Raw genomic sequence first — 25,503 nt, forward strand, 5'->3', positions numbered from 1 at the left:
GTTCCGCTCACGCCAGTTCCGCTGACACCGCCCCCGCTCACGCCGGTCCCACCCGCGCCACTTCCACTCACACCGCTGCCACCCGCGCCGGTCCCACTCACGCCAGTTCCGCTGACACCGCTTCCGCCCACGCCGCTGCCACCCGCACCGATCCCGCCGTACCGCCCCCGCCCATACCAGCCCCGCTCACGCCGATTCAGAAGCGATCCACATCAACAACCGCCCGCGCAAACGCCTCCGGCGCCTCCTGCGGGACGTTGTGGCCGACGCCGGTCAGGATGCGATGCTCGTACACCCCCGTGAACCGATCGCGGTACGACGCCCCGGCGCCCGGTGCGGTGAAGGGGTCCCGGTCGGGGTCGAGGGTGATGGTCGGGACGCCGATGACCGGGCGCGCGGCGAGCCGCTGTTCCAGGGCGTCGTAGCGGGGCTCGCCCTCGGCGAGGCTCAGCCGCCAGCGGTAGTTGTGGATGACGACGGCCGGGTAGTCGGGGTTGTCGAAGGCGGCGGCGGTGCGGGCGAAGGTGGCGTCGTCGAAGTCCCAGGTCGGGGAGACGGTGTTCCAGACGAACCGGGTGAGTTCGCGGCGGAGTTCCCTGTCCTCCATGGCGAGCCGGCCGCGTTCGGTGGCGAAGTAGTACTGGTACCACCAGTTGTGCTCGACGGCCGGCGCCAGCGGCTTCAGGTTGGCCTCACGGTTGACGACGAGGTAACCGCCCACCGCCACCAGCGCCTTGCACCGCTCCGGCCAGAGCGCGGCGACGATCCCGGCGGACCGCGACCCCCAGTCGAACCCGGCCAGCACCGCCTTCTCGATCCGCAGCGCGTCCATCAACGCGACGACATCGGCGGCGATCGCGGACTGCTGACCGTTGCGGGCGGCGCGGTCGGAGAGGAAACGGGTCGTACCGTGCCCCCGCAGATAGGGGACGATCACGCGATACCCCTCGGCGGCGAGGAGCGGGGCGACATCGACGTAACTGCGCACGTCATAGGGCCAACCGTGCAGAAGAAGCGCCACCGGACCGCGAGCGGGACCGAGTTCGGCGTAACCGATGTCCAGGGCGCCGGCCTTGATCTGTTTGAAGTGGGTGAAGGCGGAGGCCGGTTCAGGGGAAGCCGTCTTCGCAGCGGCGGCCGTGCTTGAGGTAGCCGCCGCCACAGTCTGCGCCCCCGCCAGCGCTACGCCGCCCACACCGAACGCGAGGACCTCATGGAAAGTACGCCTGCCGATCATCCGCGTCACTCCGTAAGTAAGTACGCCAGGGTGCTCCAACTTCCAGGCACCGAGCGTTCCATGGAGCGCGTCACCGGTCAAGACGGTGACGAAAAGATCGCCCCTTTCCCGCCGGCCACGGACTCGGCCCCCATCGACGCCAGCCCGACACCAGCCCGACACCAGCCGGCGCCAGCGCACTTCGCCGTGGCGTGAACGGCCTCGCGGCGCTTCTCGCGCCACCCTTGGCGCCCTCCCCCGCGCACGGCGTGGCCGTCGAACCTGGCTCCGGTCATCGTCGCCGTCGGCAGGAGCGGGCATGGGTGAGCGAACGGTCGTCGTCTTTCCGGGCCAGGGGGCGTACCTCCCCGGCGCGCTCATGGAGCTGGCCCACCTCAGAGAGGTCTCCGACGTCCTCGCGGCCGTGGACGACGCGGCGCGCGGCGCGGGGTTCGGGGCGGTGGGTCCGCTGCTCACCGACGCCGACGCGGCCGGCGCGGACGTACTCGTCGAACAGGCCCCGGAGCGACTGCACTTGGCGATCTACGGGACGTCTGTCGCGCTGTGGGCCGTGCTCGGCGGGCGGCTCGGGGTCGAGGCCGATGTGCTGCTGGGGCACAGCGTGGGGGAGCTGGCCGCGCTGACCGCCGCGGGGGCGTTCGACGTCGCGGAGGGGGCGCGGCTGCTGTGCGCGCGGGACGTCGCGCTGCGGGAGGCGGCCGCGGCGGGCGGGATGTACGCCGTCGAGCTGGGGGCCGGGCGGGTGGGGGAGCTGCTGCGGGGGTGCGGGCTGGTGCGGACCCGGGTCGCCGCCGACAACGCGCCCCGGCAGAGCGTCGTCAGCGGACCTGAGGCCGAGCTGGATCGGCTGGTCGGGGTGCTCGACGCGCTGGACGTCCGCTGCTTCCGGCTGCGGTCCGCGTACCCCTTCCACAGTCCGCTGCTGGCCCCGGTCGCGGAGAGTTTCCGCCGGGCCGTGGACGGTGTGGCGGTGCGGGTGCCCGGGGTGCCCGTGTATTCGGCGGTCAACGGCGGGTTCTACGAGCGCGGCGAGGACGTCCGGGCCGCGCTCGTCGATCATCTGCTGCTGCCCGTCGGGTTCCGCCAGTCGGTGTGCGCGCTGTACGGGCAGGGCTTCTCACGGTTCGTGGAGGCGGGGGCGAAGGGGATCCTGTCGGACCTCGTCGCACAGAATCTGCCCGGGGCGCGGGTGGTCGCTCCGCTGCGGACGCGGGGTGGGGTGGAGCGGATACGGGCCGCGCTGGAGTCGGATGTGCCCCAAGGGCCCGGTACGATCCACCAGCCCCGCGAGCCCCGCGAGACCAAGAAGTCCGACGAGGCTCAGCGGCCCGATACGGTCCAGGAGCCCGGCGGCAGCAAAGAACCCGGCGCGGCCCGCACCCCCCTCACCCCACCCCCTCTCCCCAACCTCACCACCCTCATAGAAGAACTACGCCAGCTCTACGCCGAAGCCCTCGAATACCCGCTCGCCGTCATGGCCCCCGACGCCGACCTGGAAGCCGACCTCGCCGTCGACTCCGTCAAGCAGATCGAGCTGTTCGCCCGGGCGCGGGAACGGTACGGGCTGCCCCGGCCGCAGGGCCCAGTGCGCGTCACGACGTACACGACCCTGGAGAAGGTCGCCGGACTCCTGCTGGAGCTGCGGTGACGGGGGCGTTCGCGGGGAAGGTCGTGCTGGTCACCGGCGGGGCGCGCGGGGTCGGGCGGGCCGTCACGGAGGAGTTCGCGGCGCGCGGCGCGCATGTCGTCGTCAACTGTTTCCACAGCCTCACCGCCGCCGGGGAACTGGTCGACTCCTTACGGGAACGCGGCCTGTCCGCCGAGGTCGCGCACGCCTCCGTCGCGAAACCCGAGCAGATCCGCGAGATGTTCGCCCGCGTGGCGGACGCGTACGGCCGTCTCGACGTCCTCGTCAACAACGCGGCGCGCGGCGCCTTCCTGCCCCTGGAGCAGCTGACCGACGACGACTGGGAGCGCACCTTCGCGCTGAATCTGCACGGCGTACGGCGCTGCTGCCTCGCCGCGCTGCCGTTGCTGTCGGCCGCGCCGGGCGGCGGGTGTGTCGTCAACCTCTCCAGTCACGGCGCCCGGCAGGTCCTGCCGGACTACGGCGTCGTCGGCACCGCCAAGGCCGCGATGGAGAGTCTGAGCCGTTATCTCGCGGTCGCCTTCGCCCCGCACCGGGTCCGGGTGAACGTCGCCGCCTGCCAGGTCATGGACAGCCGCGTCGCCGGTCTCTTCCCGGACGCGGAGCGGATGAAGGCGGCCGTGCGGGCGGCGACGCCGTGGGGGCGGCTGCCCACGGAGGCCGATCTGGCGCGGCTGGTGGTGCTGCTGGCGAGCGAGGAGGCGGGGTTCGTGACGGGGCAGACGGTGTACGCGGACGGGGGGTTGGGGACGGGGGCGGGGTTGCATCGCGCGGAGCCGGTCGCGTCGGCCGCGAAAGTCACGCCGATCCCGGAGGCTACGCCGGCCTCGGAGGCTACGCCGGCCTCGAAAGCGACGCCGGTTTCAGAAGCGACCCCCGCCCCGCCGCCGTCAACTCCCCGCACCCCAGCACCAGTTCACCCCCGACACCCTTCCCCCTCCCCCCGCCCCGAACCTCCCATCGCCCTCATCGGCACCGGCCTCCTCCTCCCCTCCGCCAACTCCCCGCAGGAATTCTGGCAAGCCCTCTCGACCGGCGCCCCCGCCTTCCGCGACCAGTCCGTCCGCTACCCCATGCGCCACTTCCTCGACCCGGACCCCTCGGCGCGGGACCGGACGTACACGCCGCTCGCCGGAGTGATCCACGCCCCCCGGCTGCACCCCCGGGCCACCGACGGCACCGTCACGCGCCCCATCGAACAGTGGCTGCGGCACGCGATGGCGCAGTCGCTCGACGGAGTGCGGCAGCAGGACACCGGACGGGCGCTGCTCACCTTCGCGGCCTGGGCCGACGGAACGCTGGAGATGGAGGAGAGCGGCCTGCGCTCGCTGCTGGCGGACGGCGCGCCCGCCGCCGACCTGGACCGGATCGACGCGGCCCTCCCGCACGCGCACGAGGACCCCGCCGCCTGGCTCCCCGAACCCCTGCTGCGCCGGGCCGCCGCCGGGCTGGTGGCGGCGGAGGCGGAGTGTGTGACGCTGGACGCGGCGTGCGCCTCGGGGCTGTACGCGCTGGACTTCGCCGCGCGTGCGCTGCGGGACGGGCGGACGGACCTGGCGCTGGCCGTCGGTCTCTCGATGTGCACGGTGCGGTACTTGGTGCTGTTCTCGAAGGTGACCGGACTGAGCCGGCGCGGGGCCGTGCGGGCGTACGACGGGCGGGCGGACGGGACGCTGTTCGGGGACGCGGTGGCCGCCGTCGCGCTGAAGCGGCTGCCGGACGCGGAGCGGGACGGGGATCAAGTCCTCGCGGTACTCGGGGAGTTCGGGGCTTCGTCGGACGGCCGGGGCAAGGGCATCTACACGCCGGCCGCCGCCGGGCAGCGGCTCGCGCTGGAGCGGGCGCACGGCAGGTCGGCGCACGTGGACTGGGTGGTGGGCCACGGCACGGGCACCCCGGCCGGCGACCGCGCCGAACTCGACGCTCTCGCCGCTGCGTTCAGGGGCCGGCCGCTGGTGTGCAGCGGCAACAAGTCGGTGACGGGACACGGGGGTTGGGCCGGCGGGCTGGTCTCCGTCGTGCATGCCGTACTCGGGCTGCGGCATGAACTCGTGCCCGCCCAGGCCGCGTTCGAGACTCCGCTGCCGGGCGGACTGCCGCACGGGATCACCGTCCCGCTCGTACCCCGCCCGCTGCCGCGTGCCGAACATCGCGCGCGCCGGGTGGGGGTGTCGGCGTTCGGCTTCGGGGGCGCCAACGCGCACCAGGTCCTGACCGACCGCCCCGTGCCGCGCACCCGGCCGGCCGCGCGGGACGACAGTCCCCTGGTCGTCGTCGGCTGGAGCGCCCTCGCTCCCGGCTGCCCCGACTCGGCGACGGCGCTGGCCGCGCTACGCGCGGGGACGGGGCCGCGCTCCTTCGGCGACGAACCCCTGGCGCCCCCGGTGCCGATGCCGCCGAAGACAGTGCGCGGAACCGACCGCACCCAGCTCATGGCCCTCCAACTCGTCGACAGACTGGGCCCGTTGTGGCAGCAGGCGGCCCGGGACACGGCCGTCGTGGTCGCCCACGGCGGTCCCGTACGGCTCTCCCGCGAACTGTCCGCCCGCTGCTACGCCGACCTCCTCGACCACTCGGGGCTCGACGGTTCCGCGTGGTGGCGGTCGTTCCGCAAGACGCTCGCCGACCGGGTCTCACCCGCCAGCGAGGACTCCCTTCCGGGGCTGCTGCCCAACGTGATCGCGGGGCGCGTCGCCAATCGGTACGGGCTCAACGGCCCTTCCCTGTGCGTCGGTTCGGGCCGCGCGGCGCTGGACGTCGTGGCCCAGTACCTCCGCGACCGGGACTGCCCGCTGGCGCTCCTGATCGGCGTCCACGGCGACACCGCGCCGGGCTGCGGGGCGGTCTTCGGGGTCGGGGACGAGGCCATGGCGGAGGGGGGTGTGCTGCTGGCGGTGACGACACGGGAGGCGGCTGCGGCGTACGGCTGGCAAATCGCGTTCTCCGTACCGGAGTTCGGGGGGTGGGGGGAGCCGGCGGGCGGGCGGTGTCTGGGCGGGGCCGGTGATGTCGTCGGGGTGCTGGCGGAAGGGGTCGGGCGGGCGGGCGCGGTCCAGGTCTCGCGGGAAGACCTCACGGAGAAACCGGGCCCTACGGACGCCCGCCCCCAGCCCCAGCCTCAGCCTCAACCCCAGCCCCAGCCCCGCCCCCAACCCCATTACCAGCTCCTGCGTTTCGAACCGACCGCCGACCCCGCCCGCCAGTCCCTCCGCCCCTCCCCGCCCGTCGCCCCCCTCCCCCAGGGCTGTCTGGTCATCACCGACGACCCTCACCTCATCGACCGCCTCGGCCCCCAACTCACCGCCGCCCAGGCGACTGTGGCCTGCACCGACCCCACCGCCCCGGCGGACGTCCGGCTGCCCTCCCCGATCACCGAGGAGGCGATCGCCGAACTCCTGCGGCGGGCCCAACACCCCAGCCATTTAAGGGTGTTCGTACGCCCGGACAGCTCCCCTTGGCCAACTCCCCCCGCCCAGCGCCTCATCGACACCCAGGAGGCGGCCTTCCTCGCCCTGCGCGACTCGGCCGGAGTCCTTCAACGCGACGCCGGTTCAGCGGTGTTCGTGATCCTCGGCTCCCCGCATCCGCACGGCGCGCTCTTCACCGGTATGGCCAAGAGCGCGATGTGGGATCTGCCGGGGGCGTGGGTGCACGCGCTGACCACTGACGAGGGGCCGGTCGAGGCGCTGGAGCGGATCGGCGCGCTCTCCCGGGCCCGCCCGGAGATCCCCGTCTCGTTCGTCCGGCACGGGCTCCTCCACACCGAGACACTGACTCCGGCGGAGCTGCCGGCCGAGCTTTCGGCTGACAGGGCACCGGAGTTGGCGCCCGACAGTGTCGTCGTGGCCGTCGGCGGAGGGCGCGGGATCACCGCGGCGCTGCTGACCGGTCTGGCGCGCAGGTGCCGTCCGTATCTGTGGCTGATCGGATCAGGGGAGCCCGCGCCTCAAGTGGCCGTGTCCCGGCGGGAGTTCATCGCGGCCGAGCTGGAGTGCGGGGTGCCGGTCGCCGAGGCCGTGCGCGGGTTCGAGCGGGCGGAAAGCGCGCGGGAGACGTGGCAGACGCTGGAGCGGTTGCGGGAGTTGTGCGGGGCGGAGCGGGTGCGGTATCTGCGGGCGGACGTCACGGACGCGGCGCAGGTTCGGGAGGCGGCCGGGCGGATCGGGGCCGTCCATCCCGTCGTGGACCTGCTCGTCAACGCGGCCGGGCTGCACCAGGCCCGCGAGTTGTCCGCGAAGCCGCTCGCGGACTTCCGGCGCATCCGGGACGTCAAGCTGTACGGGTATCACCGACTGCGGGCCGCTTTCGATGAGTTGACCGTGCGGGAGTGGTGCAACTTCGGTTCGATCACCGGGGTCGTGGGGCTGCCCGGGGAGGTCGACTACGCGGCGGCGAACGACTTTCTGGGGGCCGCCGCGCGTCAAGCCGCCGGTGGGCGGGAGGAGTTCACGATCGCGTGGACGATGTGGGCGCAGAGCGGGATGGCGTCGCGGGAGATGCTGGGGAAGGCCGTGCAGCGGATGGAGCATCTGTCGGCGGTCACCGATGCCGAGGGCGGCGCCGATTTCGCGCGGCTGCTGCGGCGGCCCCGGGCGTGGCTGCCGGGGGTCGTGCAGATCGGGGAGGCGGAGCGGAGGTTCATGGCGCCGGTGCTGCCGGTGCTGGCCGAAGGGGGTCAACTCGCCGCGCCCGCAGGGGCGTTCCTCGGTACGCCGCGTTTCCGGGGGGTCGGGGTCGCGGAGTGGGACCTGCTGTTCACCGACCGCCATCAGCACTTCGTCGCCGAACACCCGGTAGGCGGTCTCCCCACCCTCCCCGCCACCCTCGTCCTCGCCCTCCTCGCGGAGGCCGCCGCCGCGCTCGCGCCCGGGGAGGTGCCCGATGCCGTGACCGGCGTCCGCTTCCACCGTTTCATCCGCGTCCGCCCCGGGGGCCCCGTACGCCACCGCGTCCGGGCGACGCTGACCGCGCCGGGCCGGGTGCGGGTGGTCGTCACGTCCGACACGTACGCGAAGGACGGCAGCGTCCTGGCGCGGGATTCGCTGCACACGACGGCGGACGTCCACCTGTCGGCGCACCCGGAGCCGCCGCCGCTCCCGCCCGATCTCCCCTCGGAACCGGCCCTGGACCCCTACTTCGCCCCGACGAGCCCCATCCCCCTGACCGGCGCGTTCGTCAACACCACCGACCACACCGTCACCCCGGCGGGAGGCCGCAGCCGCTGGCTCCCCCGCACTCCCCCCGACCCCGAGTTCTACGGCCGCATGCACCTCCCGGCCCTCCTCATCGACGCCCTCGCCCGCACCCACGCCCTACGCCCACCCGGCACCCGCACCGCCCCGGTAAGCGCCCCGACAGCCCTGACCCGCCTGTCGATCCACCGCCAAGGCACCGACCTCACCCACCCAAAGGGCCTCCTCCTCACCGAACACCGCCCCACCGGCGTCTACACCGCCACGACGGCAGCGGGGGAGGTAGTGCTGTCGTTCGAGGGGCTGGAGGTGTACGAGGTGGGGACGGTCGACCTCGGCGCCTGACTCTTCCACCGCGGGCGGCTGCACGGGTCTACGGGGAGGCCGTCGAGCTGCCCGCCCCCGTCCACCGGCCACGAACGCCCGCCGCGCGCCCTCCAGACCTACGTCCCCGACCACGCGGCACCCCTCAGCCCCCCCTAACCGAACACCCCCCGGTTCTCCTCCGCCCACTCCCGATACGTCCGCCCCGACCCCCCGGTGAGCCGGGACACCGTGTCATGCACCTCCAGCAGCCCCTCGTTCACATCCCCGCCCGTCAGATCGAGCACGGCATCGGCGGTCGCGCCCCCGAGGAGGGGCGCCAACTCCCGGTACGCCTCCGCCCGTTCGATCTCCACGAACTCCAACTCCCGCCCCAGAGCCGCCCCGAGAGCTTCGGTCTGCTGTCGGGGGGTGATCCGTTCCGGGCCGGTCAGGGGGTACGTCCGTCCCTGGTGTCCCGGCCCGGTCAGCACCGCCCGCGCCACCGAGGCGATGTCGGCGGGGTGGATCGTCGGGAGCCCGATGTCGGCGTAGGGCGCGCGTACGACGCCCCGTTCGCGGATCGATCCCGACCACCACAGGGTGTTGGAGGCGAACTGGGTCGGCCTCAGCACCGTCCACTCCAGGCCGCTGTCCTTGACGAGTTCCTCGGCCGCCGCGCTGCTCACCGCGCCGGGGAGGTGCGGATGGGTCGCGACGGTGATCGTGGACACCAGGACGACCTGCTGGACGCCCGCCTCCCGGGCCGCCGCCAGCACCTCCGCCGTCATGCCCCCGCCGGACAGCAGGAACAGCGAACGCACGCCCGCCAGCGCGGACTTGACCGACTCCACCCGCGCGAGATCACCTTCCACGGCGTCGACTCCCGCCGGGAACGAGGCCCGCCCCAGATCCCGCGTCAGCGCCCGCACCGCTCCGCCGTCCAGCTGCCGCAACAGCGCCCGCCCGATGTTCCCGGTCGCACCGGTCACAAGGATCACGCGGATCCCCCCTTCTGCTCGCCGATCGCTCACGCGGTCACGCTAGAACCTCAACCCCTCTTGAGATCAAGTCCGCCACTCCCGGCGGCGCGCCGCACCCGGATCACGGCCGAGCCGCCCCCTCCCCTTGAGAAACCCCCTCCCCTCCAGACCCCCCCTCCCGCAACCCCACCCTCTCGTGCACCCTCCGCAACACCCCCGGCGCCCACCAATTCGCCCGCCCCGCAAGCCTCATGAACGACGGCACCAGCACCGCCCGCACCAGCGTCGCATCAAGCAGCACCGCCAAAGCAAGCCCAACTCCCAGCAGTTTCAGCAGAGTCACCCCGGAGATCGCGAACACGAACAGCACGACCGCCACCAACAGCGCCGCCGCGGTGATGATCCGCCCCGTCCGCTGCAACCCGTACGCCACCGACTCCCGATTGTCCCCGGTCAGCAGATACCGCTCCCGGATGCGCGACAACAGGAACACCTCGTAGTCCATGGACAGCCCGAAGGCCACGCAGAACGTGAGGATGGGGATCGTCGCGTCGAGCGTGCCGGTGTGCGGCGGGCTGCCCACGAGGAACGACAGATGCCCCTCCTGGAAGACGAACACCATCGCCCCGAACGTGGCGGTGAGACTGAGGGTGTTGAGGGCCAGCGCCTTGACCGGCATGAGGACGCTCCCGGTGAACAGGAACAGCAGGACCAGCGACGCCCCGACGACGATCCCGATGGCGGCCGGCGTCGCCCGCCCGATGGCCGCCGTGCTGTCCTTGACCTCGGCCGCCTGCCCGCCCACCGACACCCGCACCCCCTCCGGCGACGCGACCGCCCGCAGCCGCGACACCAGCCGGGTCCCCGCCCCGGAGTCCTGCTCGACCCCGGAGACGACCTGGAACAGCGCACGGTCACCGTTCACGAGCGCAGGGGAACCCGCCGCGACCCGGACCCCGTCCACGTAAGTCCCGCTCGCCGCCGTCACTTTGCTCACCCCGGCCACCTCCGACAGCGCGAGCGCGTACGGCCCGGCCCGGCCCCCCTCGGCCACCACCGGCAGCGTCCGCAGCACATCGTCGTCGAACCGTTCCCTCAACAGCTGTGTGGCGCGGTGGACTTGGGAGTCGGCGGGCAGGGAGCGGTCGTCGAACAGGCCCGGGCTGACCCGGCTGAACGGGGACGCGAGAACCGCCAGCAGCAGGACGACCCCGCCGCCGTAGAGGAGGGGCCGGCGCATCACGGCCGTCGCGAAACGGTACCAACGGCCCTCCTCCAAGGCCGACTTGCCGCTCCCCCGCAGCCGGGCGAACACGTCGTACCGGTTGACCCGGTGCCCCAGGACCGCCAGCAGCGCGGGCAGGACGAAGACCGCGCCGGCCGCCGCGGAGAGGACGACCACGATGCCGCCGTAGGCGAAGGAGCGCAGGAAGAACTGGGGGAAGACGAGGAGGGCGACCAGGGACAGGGCGACGGTGAGGCCGGAGAAGGCGACGGTCCGGCCGGCCGTGCGGACCGTGGGGCCCAGCGCCTCGCGGACGCTCACGCCCTCGCGCAACTCCTCCCGAAAACGGGCCAGGATGAAGAGGCTGTAGTCGATACCGAGCCCAAGTCCCAGCGCTGTGGTCGAGTTCATCGAGTACACCGACACCGAGACCACGCCCGCGAGGGCGTTGAGGACGGCCCGGCTCACCAGGATCGACAGCAGGCCGATGACCAGCGGGAGGGTCGCGGCGACCGCCCCGCCGAAGATCAGCAGGAGCAGGACGAGGGTGACGGGCGTGGAGATCGCCTCGGCCAACAGCAGGTCGTGCGTGGTGCGTTGGCCGACCTCCACCTGTACCTGCGCGGGTCCGGCGGCCATCACCGTCAGCCCGTCCGCGTGCGCCCGCAGCGCGGGGACCAGCTTCTGCGCCGTCCGCGCCTGCTGGTCCTCGCCGCCGCGCAGCGAGAGCGTGATCAGCCCCCAACGGCCGTCCCGGGAGCGGAGGTTGGGCGGGTGCCCGGCGGTCCAGTACGAGGTCGCGGCCAGCACCCCCGGCGAGCCGGCCGCCCGCCGGGTCAGCGCGACGCCTTGCGAACTCAGCGTGTCGACCGGTCCCGCGCCGCTCACCACCAGGACCAAGTCGCCCCCGGCGGCCGGGAAATGCTCGGCGACCAGACGTGCCGCGCGCGACGACTCCGAGCCCGGGTCGGCGAACCCGCCGTGCATGAGCCGGTGTTCCACGCCGAGACCGCCGAGTGCGGCCAGGACGAGGACGACGGCGCTCGCCCACAGCACGGCGACCCGTCGTCTGTACAGGACCTCGGGCATGACGGGACCTCCCGGTCCTGCGGTGCGGTCGGGCGCACGGCCATGATGCACCCGCCCCGCGCCGCCGCGGACCTGTTCGATTGAGCGCGGGCCCCGGGGCGGCGATACTGGCCGTCCCTGAGCGGAGTGGTGGCTGCATGGACCTGCTGAAGCTGCTGGACCTCGACGCCCTGGCCGACGACCGCTTCCTGGGCGCCCCACCGCCCGAGCCGTCGTCCCCCGTGTACGGCGGCCACCTCGCCGCCCAGGCGCTGGCCGCCGCCGGGCGCAGCGTCCGCGCCGAGCTGTTCCCGCACTCCGCGCACTGTTTCTTCGTCCGGCCCGCGCGGCCGGGCGCGCCCTTCACCTATGAGGTGGACCGGGTGCGGGACAGCGCCGCCTTCGCGACCCGGCGGGTGCGGGCGCTCCAGGACGGGCGCGAGGTGTTCGCGCTGACCGCGTCCTTCCACCGCGCCGAGCCGGGGCTCGACCATCAGGACCCGATGCCGGACGTGCCGGGCCCGCAGGGGCTCGCGGGGTACGAGGAGCGGTTGAGCGAGGCGTTCGGCGCGGTGGTCGAGCCGCTGGGCAAGCCGTACGAGCTGCGGTTCGCGGGGCCGCTCAGCTTCGAGGTGGCGAAGGACCGCTCGCTCGCGTCGGCGCGGACGGCGGTGTGGGTCCGAGTCAAGGCCGAACTCCCCCGGGCCGAAGCCGAACTCCCCGAGAACGCACGGCTGTTGCACGCCTGCCTGCTCATATACGTATGTGACGTCACGATGCTGGACACCGTCCTGGTCCGGCACGGTGTGTCCTGGTTCGACGCGAGCGGCTGGAGCGTCGACTACACGGTGTGGCTGCATCGTCCCTTCCGTGCGGACGACTGGCTGCTGTGCGCCCTGGAGACGCCGGCGGCCTCCGAGGGGCGGGGGCTGGTCCTGGGCCAAGTCTTCACCAGCGGTGGTGAGTTGGTGGCGAGCCTGGCCCAGGAGGGGCTGATCAGAATCCGCAGGGCATAGGGCTCACAGCACCAGCCCCCCGGAGATCTCGATGGTCTGCCCCGTGATGTACCGCGCCCGCTCGGACGCGAGGAAACAGACCAGATGCGCGACATCCTCGGCGGTGCCGAACTCATGCCCCGGAATGAGGGACTTGAGGAACTCGGCCCGCTCCGGCGAGATCGCGTCCGTCATGTCCGTCTCGACGAGCCCCGGGGCGACGGCGTTGACGGTGACGCCCCGGGAGCCGACCTCCTTGGCGAGCGCCTTGGTGAAGCCGACGATCCCGGCTTTGGCGGCCGAGTAGGCGGTCTGGCCGGGGGTCCCGTGCAGCCCCGCCGAGGAGGTGATGTTGACGATGGCGCCGCCGCGCTGCTTGACCAGCGGGAGCAGCAGGGGTCTGGTCACCGTGTACATGCTGTCGAGGTCGGTGCCGATGACGTCGCGCCACTGCTCGTGCGTCATACGGGCGAAGAGGGTGTCGCGGGTGATGCCGGCGTTGTTGACGAGCACGTCGAACCGGCCGAGCCGGCCTAGCGCCGCGGTGGCGAACCGCCGCGCCTCGGCCGGGTCGGCGACGTCGACGTACAGCGGCGTACAAGTCCGCCCGGGATGCGCCGAGTTCAGCTCGTCGGCGAGATCGCGGGCGCGTTTCTCCTCGCTGCGGTAGCCGAGGACGACGTCCGCGCCCTGGGCGACAGCCAGCCGTACGACGGCCGCGCCGATGCCCCGGGAGCCGCCGGTGACGATCATCCCGCGGCCCGCCAAAGGCAGGCCCCCGGAATCCACGCCCCCAAGGCCCTCCTCAGCCACTGCCCACCCCTGGCGTCGGCAGCGCCACCCCCCGCCGTGCGTCCTTCTTGCGCCGCGCCGCCTCCTCCCGCAGCTCCCGGTAGCGCTCCTCGGCGAGCAGCGCGGAGAACATGGGGGCGTAGAAGGCGCCGTCGCCCACGAGTTGTATGCGTTCGGGGGTGAGGTCGGCGTAGCCGCGTGCGGCGAGGGCGTCCCAGATGGTCGCGTACTTCTCGTACACGTCGAGGCCGAACGCGGCCCGGTACTGGGCGAGGTCGACCTGGGTGCTGATGAGGCTGCGGAAGAGCAGCATCGTCAGCCAGTCGTCGGGGGTGTGCCGGTAGCCGCGTTCGACGGGGAAGCGGCCGGCGTCGACGTCCGCCTTGTACTGGGCGAGGTTGCGCTGGTTGATGAACGACCAGGAACGGCCGGGCGCGAGGGCGGGGTTGCCGAAGAAGGTGATGGCCGCGTAGCCGAGGCCGAGGGTGTCCATGTGCTCGAAGCGCGGGACGTAGCCCTCGCGGAAGTCGCGGGTCACCGGGTCGCCGGGGCGGCGGAAGTTGTACGTGGACAACTGCTCGTAGCCGCGGTCGAGGAGGAAGTCCCGGCCGGCCCGGTACATCTCCAAGTTGGCGAGGGTGCTGGGGAGTTCGTGGAAGCGGTTGAGGGCGAAGTCGGTGGGGCCGCCGACGTTGAGTTCGTAGTGGGTGATGTCGTAGACGTCCCAGGAGACGAGGGTCTCCAGGTCCTCCAGCATGGTGTCGACGGTCTGCTGGGGCCAGCCGAAGATGATGTCGACGTTGGCGGCGAGGCCCAACTCCCTTGCCCACTCCAGGCTTTGGATGACGTGTTTGGTGGTCTGCTTGCGTCCGCTGAGGCTGTTGAGGTGTTCGTTGACCTGCTGGACGCCCATGCTGATGCGGTTCATCCCGGAGTCGCGGATGGCCTCCATCTTCTCCCGGGTGAACAGTTGCGGGATGCCTTCGAGGGTGAGGTCGGCCTGCGGGGAGATCTCGCTGAAGAGGCCGCGGGCCATGTCCATCAGGCGGTGGTAGACGGGCGCCTTGTACAGGTTGGAGGTGCCGCCGCCGAAGTAGGCCCCGGCGAGGACGGCGCCCTCCATCTGCTCGCGGTACATCTCGGCTTCGCGTTCGACGTAGCCGTAGTAGTTCTCCAGCGCGGCGTTGCCCTGGAACTCCTCGACGGGGAACAGGCAGTAGCCGCATTTGCCGGGGTCGGTCTTGATGCAGTACGGGACGCCGACGTACAGGAAGACGGGTGACTTGCCGAATGTCGCGCTGAGTTGGCGGCGGTCCTCGCCGATCTCGTCGAGGGGGACGGTGCGTTCGTCCCAGAACCTCGGTGACGGAAAGCCGTGCTGGATCTTGTTGACCTGGCGTTCGGCCAGATGGCTGTCCAGGTAGTCGTTGACGTAGTCGGTGCTCAACACGGTCGTTGGCACTTCCCCTCTGGGGTCTGCCGGTCGGGGTCTCAGGCGGCCGGGTCGTCGGCCAGGATCACGCGCTGGAGGAGGTAGTCGGCGAGTTCCTCGATGCTCTGGTACTCCAGGGCCTCCATCGCCTTGAAGCGGAAGTCGAGCTTCTCCTGGATGCGGCGCTGGAGTTCGGTGATGGACAGCGAGTCCAGGCCGATCTCCAGCAGGGCCAGGGAGGGGTCGAGGCTGTGGACGTCGATCTCCAGCTCGGTCGACATCCGGCCCAGGGTCTCGGTGATCTCGTCCGCGAGCCAGCCGACGACGAGCCGCCGCTGTTCGGACGCGGCCTTGCCCGCGACGCGTTCGCGCAGTTCACGCCTGGTCTCGCCGGAGTCACGGGAGTCGGCGGGCGCGGGCACCCCGGTGGTGTCGGTGAGGGAGCCGACGCGGCGGAACTCGACGTCGGTGAGGTCGGCGAGGACGGTCCCGGTGTCGTCGAGCACCCGCAGCTGCGCGGTCAGCGCCGTCCCGGAGTCGTTGGGCCGCAGCCGGACGTGCCCCCACACCTGTCCGGGCAGCGGTCCGCGCAGCACCATCCGGCCGATGCCGACGGGTACGTACGTGCCGCGCCCGGCGCCGCCCTGTGCCGCCGCCGCGGTCAGGTGGAGGCAGCCGTCGAGCATGGTCGCCAACTGGTGTTCGTGGCCCACCCGTCGGGCGCCGTCGGGGGCGGCGGTGATCCGGCCGAGGGCCTGTCCGCCGCTGTCGTCGAGCCAGAGTTCGCGGACGGTGGAGAAGCTGGCGCCGTACTCCATGCCGTCCTCGCGCAGCAGCCCGTAGAGCCGCCCGGCGGTGAGGGTGTCCGTGAGGCCGGCGCGCAGTTCGTGCGGGGGGTTCCCGGAGCGGAGTTGCTGGTGGACGGGTCCGATGGTGCCCTGGCAGTTGCGGCCGTCGCCCTCTCCGACGGTGAACCGGTAGCGTCCGCCGTCCTCCTCCAGGCCGACGCGGACGCTGCTGGCCCGGGCGGGCGCGAGGATCAGCGGGCGGACGAAGGAGACGTCGGTCAGCTCGACCGGCTCCCCCGCGTTGCCGTTGACCGACGCGTAGGAGTTCAGGGCGAGTTCGAGGTATCCGGTGGCCGGGAAGACGGTCGAGCCGAGGATGCGGTGGTCCACCCAGGGGGTGACGGGCCGCACCTCATGCTGGTGGACGGTCCGGACGGGGGCGGCCTCGACCGGGGTCTCCGCCTCTTGGTCCACCCAGTAACGGTCTTTGCGGAAGGGGTAGTTGGGCGCCGAGGAGGTACGGCGACGGCGTGGCCCCCGGTACAGCGCGGGCAGGTCGATGCCGACGCCCTCCGTGAAGAGGGTCCCCGCCGCCGCGAGCAGGTTGCGCACGTCACGCCGGTCGCGCGCGAGCGTCGGGACCACGGCCGCGCCGGTCGCCTCCTGGAGGTGGGCGCGCAGGACGGGGTGGGGGCCGATCTCGACGACGACGGTGCGGCCCCGGTCGGCGACGGCGCGCAGGGCGTCGTACAACTGGACCGGTTTGCGGGCCTGTTGGGCGAAGTACTCGGGGCCCTCGGCGCCGGTGAGGAGGTCGGCGGTGACCGTGGAGATAACCGGGATCTTCGGGGCGTCGGGGCGCAACTGGGCCGCCGCCTTGGCGAGTTCGGGGAGGACGGGGTCCATCAGGGGGGAGTGGAAGGCGTGGGAGGTGTGGAGGCGGGTGGCGCGGACGCGGCTGTCCTGGGCGAGGCGGATCACCTCGTCCATCGCCTCGGCGCGCCCCGAGACCACCACCGCGCGCGGTCCGTTGACGGCCGCGATGGAGAGATCGGCCTCTTTGCCGCTGAGCCAGCCGCGCACCGTCTCCGCGTCGGTGCCGACCGCCAGCATCACGCCGTCGCGCGGGAGTTCGCCCATCAGCCGGCCGCGCAGCGCGGTGAACCGGACGGCGTCCTCCAGCGGCAGCAGCCCCCCGGCACAGGCGGCGACGAGCTCACCGACACTGTGCCCGGCCATCGCCTCGGGTACGACGCCCCAGGAGCGCAGGAGCTGTGCGATGCCGAACTCGACGGCGAACAGGGCTGGTTGGGCGTTCCTCGTGTCGTCCAGGGTCTCTGCGGACTCCTCTTCCAGGAGGAGACGGCGCAACGGGACCTCGTCGCCGAGGAGTTCGGCGCAGCGGTCGACGGCTGCGGCGAACACCGGTTCGTGGGCGTACAGTTCGCGGGCCATGCCCGGGTACTGGGAGCCCTGTCCCGCGAAGACGAACGCGACCTTGGCCGGTTTGGCGGGGTGGCCGCTGGTCGTGGACGGGGGGTTGCGGCGGGTCCGCCACAGCCTCAAGTCGCCTGCCATCTCTATGCCGTTGCGTCCGGTGACGGCGAGGCGGTGACGGTGGGCGGCGCGGCCCGCGGCGGCCGTATAGACGGCCTGGGGCAGGGTGGTGCGGTCGGTGCGGGCGAGGTGGTCGGCCCAGCGGTCCGCCAACTCATCCAGGCTTTCGGGGGACTTGGCGGAGAGGACGAGGAGTTCGGCGGGGCGCGGTGTCGCCTTGGCCGACGCGCCCTGCGGGGCCTCGCGCAGGATCGCGTGGGCGTTGGTGCCGCTGTAGCCGTAGGAGTTGACGGCGGCCAGGCGTGGCGTGTCCCCGCGCGGCCAGGGCAGGGGTTCGTCGGGGATCTCGACGGCGGCGCCGGTGAGGTCGATGCGCGGGTTGAGGCGGTCGAGGTGGATGCTGGGGTAGATGGTCTCGTGGTGCAGGGAGAGGGCGGCCTTGACCAGGCCGAGGAGTCCCGCGGCGGATTCGGTGTGGCCGAAGTTGCTCTTCGCCGACCCTACGTACAGGGGGTGTCCGGGGTCGCGGCGGCCGTACGCGTTGGCGATCGCCGTCATCTCGATGGGGTCGCCGACCGGGGTGCCGGTGCCGTGCGCCTCGACGTAGCCGACCTGGGCGGGGTCGGTGCCGGTGCGGGTGAGGGCGGCGCGCATGACCGCTTCCTGGGTGCGGCTGTCGGGGGTGGTGAGGGCGGGGGTGCGGCCGTCGTGGTTGATCGCGGTGCCGACGACGCTGGCGAGGATGGGGTCGCCGCGCTCGACCGCGAGGTCCTGCCGGCGCAGGAACGCGGCCACGCAGCCCTCGCTGCGGACGTAGCCGTCGGCCCCCGCGTCGAAGGCGCGGCACTGGCCGCTCGCCGAGAAGAGGCCCAACTTACAGAAGGCGATGTGGACTTGGGGGTTGAGGATGAGGTTGACGCCGGCCACGATCGCCTGGTCGCACTCGCCCAGGAGGATGGACTGGCGGGCCAGGTGCAGGGCGACCAGGGAGCCGGAGCAGGCGGTGTCGACGGTGAAGACGGGGCCCCTGAGGTCGAGGAAGTGGGCGATGCGGCCGGCGCTGATGCTCATGGCGTCGCTCATCGCGTCGTAGCCCGAAATGCCGTGCATCCCCAGGGCGTTGTGCTTGAGGATGAAGTAGCTGTTGCTGTTCATCAGCGCCAGGAAGACGCCGGTGTCGCTGCCCTTGAGGTCGTCGGCGCTCTGCCCCGCGTTCTCCAGGGCGTGCCAGACGGTCTGCAACAGCAGCCTCTGCTGCGGGTCCATACGGACGGCTTCGGCGTCGGAGATCCCGAAGAAGGCGGCGTCGAAGCGGTCGACGTCGTCGACGAAGCCGCCGTGCCGGGTGTAGGTCTTGCCCGGGGCCAGCGGATCGGGGTCGTAGTAGGCGTCCACGTCCCACCGGCTGCCGGGGATCTCCTCGACGCAGTCGCGGCCCTCCCGCAGCACGGTGTGTATGTCGTCCAACCCATGCACTCGTCCGGGGAGTGTGCATCCGACCCCCACTAAGGCGATGGGCTCAGCTTTCATGCCGATTGCTCCTTCGGCGAATTCTCGGGGGCAGGCCGGATGGGGCGCTCCCCCGACGCGGTGCACAGCCCAGGGCGCTCGGGGCGTGCCGGGCTTGGGTGCTGGAATCCTGCGCTACCCGGTCTATGCGCGGGGGGCGGACCGGGGCAAGGCGGTACTCGCATGACAGAACGGACCCACGAAATGTGCGCCGGGGGCGCGTGCAAACCAAAACGCGCCCCTTGTCACGGCCTGGCTCGGTTCCGGTTCCGCGCGGTCGCCGAACCCGCTCGGCGACGGGCGCTGGTCAACTTCGCGACGTCCGCGCCGAGTCCGGTGCGGGAGCACTCCGCTCGCGGCGGGACCATGGGGTACACCGCACGGCGTAGAAGGCCGTCGTGCAAGGTCCGCGTCGGAATTTTCCGGGCGCTGCCGTCGGGAAAGCGCCGCAGTGAACGGCTGGTCGTACTCAACTCGGTTCACAGGAAGGCGATGTGGGCACACCGGCGGCATGGAGCTCTCCCGTCGCACCCTGATGAGAACCGGAGCCGGACTCGCCGCGACGGGCGGGGGTGTGCTGCCCTCGCGGGCGTCCGCCGCGAGCGGTGTCCCCGTGACCGTCACCGAGGCGACCAACGCCTGCGCGGCGCTCGCGCCGGACGGCCGCTCGGTCGTCGTCGACCTGCTGCACCGGCTGTGGCGGCTGCCCGTGACCGGCGGCGAGGCGGTCGCGCTGACCGGCCCGCAGGACGAGGCCGCGCTGCCGGACTTCGCCCCGGACGGCCGCCGCATCGCCTACCAGGCCTACGACGGCGGCAACTTCCACGTCTGGCTGATGAACGCCGACGGCACCGGCCGCCGCCGGCTCACCTCGGGCCCCGCCGACCACCGCGAGCCGCGCTTCTCCCCCGACGGCACCCGCGTCGCGTGCAGCGCGGAGAGCGGCGGGCGGTACGCGATCCACGTCGTCGACGTCGGAAGCGGCCGGACGACCCTGTGGACGTCCGGCAACTCCCAGGAGGGCCAGCCCTGTTGGCGCCCCGACGGCTCCGCGCTCGTCTTCACCAGCGGGACGGCGGACGCGCACCGCAGCGTCGTCCAGGTGACGGCGGACGGGACGCGTACGACGCTCGCGGAGGTGACCGAGGGGCGGGTGGCCGGACCGTCGGTGGGGCCGGACGGGCGGCTGGCATACGTCCATCTCACGCCGCTGGCAACGGAGTTGGTGGTCGACGGGAGGGTCGTCTCCGACGCGGGCGAGGATGTGTTTCCGTTCGCGGCGCGGTGGGTGGGGCCTGATGAGGTGCTGTATACGGCGGACGGGGGGATACGGCGGCGGACGATCGCTGGTGGGGCTGCGCGGGAAATACCGTTCCACGCCCGCATCACCCTCCCCCGAGCAACCGAACGCCCCGCCCCCGCAAGGGACTTCGACGACACCGCCGCCCGTCCCGTACGCGGCATCCTCGCCCCCGCCCTCTCCCCCGACGGCTCCACCGTCGCCTTCGGCGCCCTCGGTGATCTCTGGCTGATGCGGCGCGGGCACGCCCCACGGGCGGTCGTGTCCGACGGCCACCGCAACACCGACCCCGCCTGGCTGCCCGACGCCACCGCGCTGATCCATGTCAGCGACCGGGGCGGGGAGATCGCGCTGTGGCGGTACGACATGGCCGGCGGCGCGCGGACCCGCCTCACCGACCCGGCGCTGGAGGCGGCGGCCCCCGCCGTCTCACCGGACGGCCGTACCGTCGCCTTCGTCTCCGCGGCCGCGACCCTCTACACCCTCGACCTCCCAACAGGCGCCGTCCGCAAGGTGATCGGCCCCCTGAACGCCCCCGGCCGGCCGACGTTCACCGCCGACGGCCGCAAGCTCGCCGCCGCCGTCCTCGTCCCGGTCACCCCCCGGTTCCGCGAGGGCCGCAATCAGATCCTCACCGTCGATCTCGGCAGCGGCGAGGCCCACTACGGCGAGCCGCTGCCCGGGGGTTCGCTGGCCAACCGGATCGACGCGGGGCCGGTGCACTCGCCGGACGGTTCCAGGACCGCGTACATCGCCAACGGCACCCTGCACACAAGCGAGTTGGACGCCCAAGGCCGGATCACCGGACCCGCGCGGCAGGTCAACTCCGAGACCGCCGACGCGCCCAGCTGGGGCGGGGGTGCGCTGCTGTACCTCTCCGACGGGGTCCTGCGGCTGGCATCGGAACGCCGGAGAGCAACAGCCGTACCCTTACAGCTCACTTGGCGCCCCGCGCGCCCCACGGGCCGTACGGTCATCCAGGCCGGCGCCCTCTGGGACGGCACCGGGCCTCAACTCCGGCGTGACGTCGACGTGTTGCTGGAGGGTGAGCGCATCGCGGCCGTCACCGCGCGCGGCGCGCGGGCCGTGCGGCCGGGGGACGAGGTGGTCGACGCGCGGGAGCTGACCGTGCTGCCCGGGCTGATCGCCGTGCACGAGCACGGGCCCTGGGCCCGGGGTGAACTCCTGCGGCTGTGGCTGTCGTTCGGGGTCACCGCGCTGCGCTCGCCCGGTACCGCGCACTACGCGGCGGTCGAGGCGAAGGAGGCGGTGGCGGCGGGGCGGCGGCCGGGGCCGCGGATCTTCGCGGCCGGTGATCTGGTCGACGGCTCGCGGGTGTACTACTCGTCCGCGCGTCCTGTCACCGACGAGGAGCAGTTGCGCCGGGAGGTGGCGAAGGCGCGGGCGCTGGGGCACGACATGCTCAAGTCGTATGTGCGGCTGCCGTATTCGCTCCAGCGGGCGGCCGTGCGGGCAGCGCATCGCGCGGGGCTGCGGTCGTCGTCGCACTACCTCGCGGGCCCGCTCGCGATGGGCGCCGACGGCGTGGAGCACCTGGGCGGGACGAGCCGGTACGGGACGCGGCCCAAGGAGACGCATCTGGGCCGCAGTTACCAGGACGTGACGGCGCTGCTGGCCGCGTCGGGGGTGTCGTTCACGCCGACGTTCGGGCTGAGCGGGCTGGGGCTCGCGGCCGTGCGGGCGGCGCTGTACCGGTACGCGGGGTGGGCGCTGGGCGACGCCCGGCTGACGGCGCTGCTGACGGCGGCGGAGTACGCGCAGCTGCGGGCCGGCGTCGAGTCGGCGCTGGCGGTGGAGCCGGCCGCCGAGCTGGCGTTCACGGCGCGGCACGGGGAGACGGTGCGGCGGCTGGTCGCGCTGGGGGCGCATGTGGCGGTGGGGACGGACAGTCCGCTGGTGCCGCCGGCGGTGTACTACCACCTGAACCTCCAGACGATGGTCCGCCACGGCGTCACCCCGTACCAGGCGCTGCGGTCGGCGACGGTGGAGGGCGCGCGCACCTTGGGCCTGTCGGACCGGCTGGGGACGGTGGAGGCGGGCAAGCTGGCGGATCTGGTGCTGGTGGAGGGGGATCCGACGGCCGACATCAAGGCTGCGGCGGCGGTGCGGCGGGTGGTGAGCGGCGGGGTGGTGCGGACGGTCGAGGAGCTGACCGGGGCCGGGGGCATGGCATCGGCCGGGGCCGGGGCCGGAGACATGACATCGGCTGGTGACATGACCGCGGCGACCGTGCCACGGAACACGGTCGCCGCGGAGGTGCCTCAGGGCCCGGCGCGGGCCGCTTTCTGGTGGCACCGGGAGGAGCACGCCGGGCACTCCTGCTGCTGAGCGGTCAGCGCACGCGGACCGTCACCACGTCCGACGCCCGCCACCACACGGGGTGGCGGTCGCGCAGGCTGCGCATCTCGTACGCGACCGCGCGGAACTGGATCGCGCCCCGGTACTTGGTCCGTACGCTCGCCGCCGCGCGCGACTCGCCGTACCCGCGCTCGACGGGCCTGCCGCAGGAGACCTGGCGCCAGGCGCGCTTGCCGGTGCGGTCCTGGACGCAGATCTTCAGGTAGGGCGCCGCGTCGTCGTCCCCGTGCGCGGTGACCTTGAAGGTCTTGCCGACGACGGCCGTGCGCGGCGCCGAGATCGACAGGTCCCCCTTGGCGTACGCGGGCACCGCCGCGAACACCAGCGAGCCCACCCCCAGCGCACCGGCCACCGCGACGGCCCGTACGCGTGCTCTTTTCGTCCTGGTCATGGACTTCCCCTTCTGTTCCTGATCCGACGGAACCACAAGAAACCCCCCTAAGGTGCCCCTTGTCCCGCCAATCATCCAGATGAGCTGTCCGCGTCAGGGGTTGCCCCCAGTGACCGGCCTTGACCTTTCTTACCCTTTCCTGACCGAGCGCCGCTCACTCACACGTCAGACGTGCCCGCCGCCTGAAGCAACGCGTCCAGATCGAGGGTGAAGACCCGTCCGTCAGCCAGCTCGATCGGAAGCTTCCCAGTGCCGTACTTCCGAATGTGTGCGGCGATATAGCCGGCTCCTTCAGGCTGTGTGTGGACGATGACCTCTCGGGCGTAGGGGTCCACCACCAGGTAGACAGGAATGCCGTAACGGCCGTACTTGGCGGTGCAGTCGTCATAGTCCTTGCGCGCGGAGGAGGTCGAGACCACCTCCGCGATCAACAGGACGTCCTCGAAGCTGTACCGCTTGCCCTGCATCTGCGCGTCCTCCCTGAGGATCGCGAGATCGGGGGCGGAAAATTCGTCGGCCGGGAAATCGAGATAAACGTCCGACGCGGTCTTCGCGTGGAGCCCGAGCGACACGATCGTGCCGTACTGCATCACCTTGATCGTGCTGGAATGCTCGAAGCTCTGCGGGGTCATGATCACCTTCCCGTCGGCACCGAAGAGGACCGCGTATCCTTCAGGAAACTCGGTGCGCATGATCGAATCGACGCTCATCAGTGGCTCCTTCCTGTCACTCCTCCCAGAATATAGCCGCCGGGCAGGCGAGCAGCATGGCTCGATCACAGATGGGACCCCATGTGATCAGGGACGATGCCGCTCACTCAGTATCGATCACCAGCCCCTTGGCCGCGAGCAGCGGACCCAGGCCGCAGATCTCGCCGACCGTGCTGCCCGCCCGGTACGCCTCGATGTAGCGGGCCTCCGTCTCGACCCGTTCGCGGGACAGTTCTGTCACCTCGGCTACGGATTCGCGGCGGACGACGACCACACCGTCGGCGTCCGCGCGGATCACGTCGCCGGGGTGGATCAGCTGGCCGCCGACCGTGACGGGCTCGCACATCGGGCCGACCGTCTCCTTGACCGTGCCCTTGACACAGACGCTGAGGGAGAAGACGGGGAAGCCGAGGGCGCGCAGGTCGGCCGTGTCGCGGACCCCGGTGTCGGTGACCAGGCCCGCCAGGCCCTTCGAGCGGCAGGCGTTGGCGAGGACGTCACCGAAGGAGCCGGCCTCGGTGTAGGCGCCGGCGGAGACGACGACGACGTCGCCGGGGCGGGCGTAGTGGATGGCGGTCTGGAGCATGAGGTTGTCACGCGGCGCGCACTGGACGGTGAAGGCGGGCCCGCAGGCGGACATGCCGTGGTCGACCGGCTTGATCGCGGAGTCCAGGGCGCCCAGCCTGCCCTGCGCCTCATGGATCGTCGCGGACGAGTAGACACCGAGGCGGTCCACCAACTCCTGTTCCGGACGGGGGAACTTGGTGCTGACGCGGATCATTTCGGCCCTTCGGTCAGGAGCGTGCAGGCGGCGGCGACACGCGCGCACGCCTCGGTGAGGGTGTCGGTGGAGGTGGCGAAGGAGATCCGGACGTAGCCGGGGGCGCCGTACGCGGAGCCGTGGATGACCGCGACCTGCCGGCTGTCCAGCAGATAGCGCGCGAAGTCCTCGTCGCCGCACAGCTGTTGGCCGTCCGGCGTGAACTTGCCCAGCACGCCTTGGCAGTTGACCAGGACGTAGAAGCCGCCGCTCGGCGGGGTGCAGCTCAACTCGCCGGTCTCGTTGAGGAGTTTGACGACCGTGTCGCGCCGGGCCCGGTACACCTCGACCATCTCCCGCACACACTCCTGCGGTCCCGTGAGCGCGGCGGCGGCCGCTGCCTGGCTCACCGAGGACGGGCAGGAGGAGAGCTGCGACTGGAGGGTGTTGACGGCGGCGACGAGGTCGGCGGGTCCCACTCCGTAGCCGATGCGCCAGCCGGTCATGGCGTACGTCTTGGAGACGCCGTTGGTGAGGAACACCCGGTCGGCGAGGCGGGGTTCGACGGCCGCGAGCGAGGGGTGCGTGCCGGCGTCGTACCAGATCTCGTCGTAGATCTCGTCGGTGAGGACGCCCACGTCCGGATGGTCGAGCAACACCTCGGCCAGTGACCGGAGTTCGGCTGTGGTGTAGGCCGCGCCCGTGGGGTTTCCCGGGGTGTTGAGGATCAGCCAGCGGGTGCGTTCGGTGAGGGCTTCGCGCAGGCGGGCCGGGGTCAGCTTGAAGCCGTCCGCCTCGGGGCAGTCGACGATCACGGGGGTGCCGTCGTTGGCGCGGACCATGTCCGGGTACGACACCCAGTACGGGGCCGGGATCACCACCTCGTCGCCCTCGTCCAAAGTCGCCGTCAGGGCGAGGAAGATGACCTGCTTGGCGCCGCCGCCGACCGTCAACTGAGCGTCGCCGTACTCCAGTCCGTGCCGCTCGCGCAGCCGGCCGGTGATCGCCGCGCGCAGGGCCGGGGTGCCGTTGACGGAGGTGTACTTAGTCTCGCCGGACTCGATCGCGCGGATCGCGGCGGCCTTCACGTGCGCGGGGGTGTCGAAGTCGGGTTCGCCGACCGTCAGGTCGTAGATGCGCAGTCCCTGGCTCCTGAGTTCGCGCACCCGTTGCGCCGCCGCGACGCTCGGCGAGGGGTTGACGCGGCGCACGCGCGCTGCCGTCCGCATGCCCA

Annotated in this window: 14 protein-coding genes; 4 read left to right on the forward strand and 10 right to left on the reverse strand. The window is 72.2% G+C overall.

What is annotated here, in order from left to right; all coding sequences use genetic code 11:
• Positions 1 to 196: 196 nt before the first annotated feature.
• Positions 197 to 1,237, reverse strand: a complete 1,041-nt coding sequence (locus ACYUD3_RS09025) for an alpha/beta fold hydrolase (protein WP_470966423.1) — start codon at positions 1,235 to 1,237, stop codon at positions 197 to 199.
• A gap of 298 nt (positions 1,238 to 1,535) precedes the next feature.
• Between ACYUD3_RS09025 and ACYUD3_RS09030 the strand changes: the two genes are divergently transcribed.
• Both ACYUD3_RS09030 and ACYUD3_RS09035 read left to right on the forward strand, forming a co-directional pair.
• The gene (locus ACYUD3_RS09030) at positions 1,536 to 2,885 is read left to right on the forward strand and encodes an acyltransferase domain-containing protein (RefSeq protein ID WP_470966425.1); all 1,350 of its coding nucleotides are present in this window, start codon (positions 1,536 to 1,538) and stop codon (positions 2,883 to 2,885) included.
• A complete protein-coding gene (locus ACYUD3_RS09035) occupies positions 2,882 to 8,422 on the forward strand; it encodes an SDR family oxidoreductase (RefSeq protein WP_470966427.1) in 5,541 nt (1,846 codons plus the stop codon). The genes ACYUD3_RS09030 and ACYUD3_RS09035 overlap by 4 nt, the downstream gene beginning before the upstream one ends.
• Before the next feature lie 134 nt (positions 8,423 to 8,556).
• On the opposite strand, the gene ACYUD3_RS09040 is transcribed toward ACYUD3_RS09035, so the two are convergent.
• Positions 8,557 to 9,381: an SDR family oxidoreductase gene (locus ACYUD3_RS09040; RefSeq protein ID WP_470966429.1), complete on the reverse strand. Its 825-nt coding sequence runs from the start codon at positions 9,379 to 9,381 to the stop codon at positions 8,557 to 8,559.
• A 103-nt stretch (positions 9,382 to 9,484) separates the two neighbouring features.
• A complete protein-coding gene (locus tag ACYUD3_RS09045; protein WP_470966432.1) occupies positions 9,485 to 11,677 on the reverse strand; it encodes an MMPL family transporter in 2,193 nt (730 codons plus the stop codon).
• A 137-nt stretch (positions 11,678 to 11,814) separates the two neighbouring features.
• Between ACYUD3_RS09045 and ACYUD3_RS09050 the strand changes: the two genes are divergently transcribed.
• Positions 11,815 to 12,672, forward strand: coding sequence for an acyl-CoA thioesterase (locus ACYUD3_RS09050; protein WP_470966434.1), 858 nt, complete (start codon positions 11,815 to 11,817; stop codon positions 12,670 to 12,672).
• Between the two features lie 3 nt (positions 12,673 to 12,675).
• On the opposite strand, the gene ACYUD3_RS09055 is transcribed toward ACYUD3_RS09050, so the two are convergent.
• From ACYUD3_RS09055 to ACYUD3_RS09065, 3 genes are read right to left on the reverse strand one after another with little or no spacing between them, the layout of a single operon-like run.
• Positions 12,676 to 13,440, reverse strand: a complete 765-nt coding sequence (locus tag ACYUD3_RS09055) for a 3-oxoacyl-ACP reductase family protein (RefSeq protein ID WP_470966436.1) — start codon at positions 13,438 to 13,440, stop codon at positions 12,676 to 12,678.
• 16 nt (positions 13,441 to 13,456) lie between these two features.
• Positions 13,457 to 14,905 (reverse strand): coproporphyrinogen-III oxidase family protein, encoded by a 1,449-nt coding sequence (locus tag ACYUD3_RS09060; protein ID WP_470966439.1) that lies wholly within the window; start codon positions 14,903 to 14,905, stop codon positions 13,457 to 13,459.
• A 29-nt stretch (positions 14,906 to 14,934) separates the two neighbouring features.
• Complete coding sequence (locus tag ACYUD3_RS09065; RefSeq protein WP_470966441.1) at positions 14,935 to 18,750, reverse strand: type I polyketide synthase; 3,816 nt, start codon at positions 18,748 to 18,750, stop codon at positions 14,935 to 14,937.
• Positions 18,751 to 19,240: 490 nt separating this feature from the next.
• Between ACYUD3_RS09065 and ACYUD3_RS09070 the strand changes: the two genes are divergently transcribed.
• Positions 19,241 to 22,378, forward strand: a complete 3,138-nt coding sequence (locus ACYUD3_RS09070; RefSeq protein ID WP_470966444.1) for an amidohydrolase family protein — start codon at positions 19,241 to 19,243, stop codon at positions 22,376 to 22,378.
• Between the two features lie 4 nt (positions 22,379 to 22,382).
• On the opposite strand, the gene ACYUD3_RS09075 is transcribed toward ACYUD3_RS09070, so the two are convergent.
• From ACYUD3_RS09075 to ACYUD3_RS09090, 4 genes are all read right to left on the reverse strand, one after another.
• On the reverse strand, positions 22,383 to 22,799 hold the full coding sequence (locus ACYUD3_RS09075) for a hypothetical protein (RefSeq protein WP_470966446.1): 417 nt from the start codon (positions 22,797 to 22,799) through the stop codon (positions 22,383 to 22,385).
• Between the two features lie 158 nt (positions 22,800 to 22,957).
• On the reverse strand, positions 22,958 to 23,509 hold the full coding sequence (locus ACYUD3_RS09080) for a Uma2 family endonuclease (protein ID WP_470966449.1): 552 nt from the start codon (positions 23,507 to 23,509) through the stop codon (positions 22,958 to 22,960).
• Between the two features lie 103 nt (positions 23,510 to 23,612).
• On the reverse strand, positions 23,613 to 24,290 hold the full coding sequence (locus tag ACYUD3_RS09085) for a 4-carboxy-4-hydroxy-2-oxoadipate aldolase/oxaloacetate decarboxylase (protein ID WP_470966451.1): 678 nt from the start codon (positions 24,288 to 24,290) through the stop codon (positions 23,613 to 23,615).
• Positions 24,287 to 25,498 (reverse strand): aspartate transaminase, encoded by a 1,212-nt coding sequence (locus tag ACYUD3_RS09090; protein WP_470966453.1) that lies wholly within the window; start codon positions 25,496 to 25,498, stop codon positions 24,287 to 24,289. The genes ACYUD3_RS09085 and ACYUD3_RS09090 overlap by 4 nt, the downstream gene beginning before the upstream one ends.
• Positions 25,499 to 25,503 lie beyond the last annotated feature (5 nt).

This window comes from Streptomyces sp. AMJ-169, from assembly GCF_055597585.1.

Coding starts and splice junctions, on each gene's coding strand:
- ACYUD3_RS09070 (WP_470966444.1), top strand. CDS start 19,241: ATGGAGCTCTCCCGTCGCACCCTGATGAGAACCGGAGCCGGACTCGCC.
- ACYUD3_RS09075 (WP_470966446.1), bottom strand. CDS start 22,799: ATGACCAGGACGAAAAGAGCACGCGTACGGGCCGTCGCGGTGGCCGGT.
- ACYUD3_RS09080 (WP_470966449.1), bottom strand. CDS start 23,509: ATGAGCGTCGATTCGATCATGCGCACCGAGTTTCCTGAAGGATACGCG.
- ACYUD3_RS09030 (WP_470966425.1), top strand. CDS start 1,536: ATGGGTGAGCGAACGGTCGTCGTCTTTCCGGGCCAGGGGGCGTACCTC.
- ACYUD3_RS09025 (WP_470966423.1), bottom strand. CDS start 1,237: ATGATCGGCAGGCGTACTTTCCATGAGGTCCTCGCGTTCGGTGTGGGC.
- ACYUD3_RS09065 (WP_470966441.1), bottom strand. CDS start 18,750: ATGAAAGCTGAGCCCATCGCCTTAGTGGGGGTCGGATGCACACTCCCC.
- ACYUD3_RS09045 (WP_470966432.1), bottom strand. CDS start 11,677: ATGCCCGAGGTCCTGTACAGACGACGGGTCGCCGTGCTGTGGGCGAGC.
- ACYUD3_RS09050 (WP_470966434.1), top strand. CDS start 11,815: ATGGACCTGCTGAAGCTGCTGGACCTCGACGCCCTGGCCGACGACCGC.
- ACYUD3_RS09085 (WP_470966451.1), bottom strand. CDS start 24,290: ATGATCCGCGTCAGCACCAAGTTCCCCCGTCCGGAACAGGAGTTGGTG.
- ACYUD3_RS09090 (WP_470966453.1), bottom strand. CDS start 25,498: ATGCGGACGGCAGCGCGCGTGCGCCGCGTCAACCCCTCGCCGAGCGTC.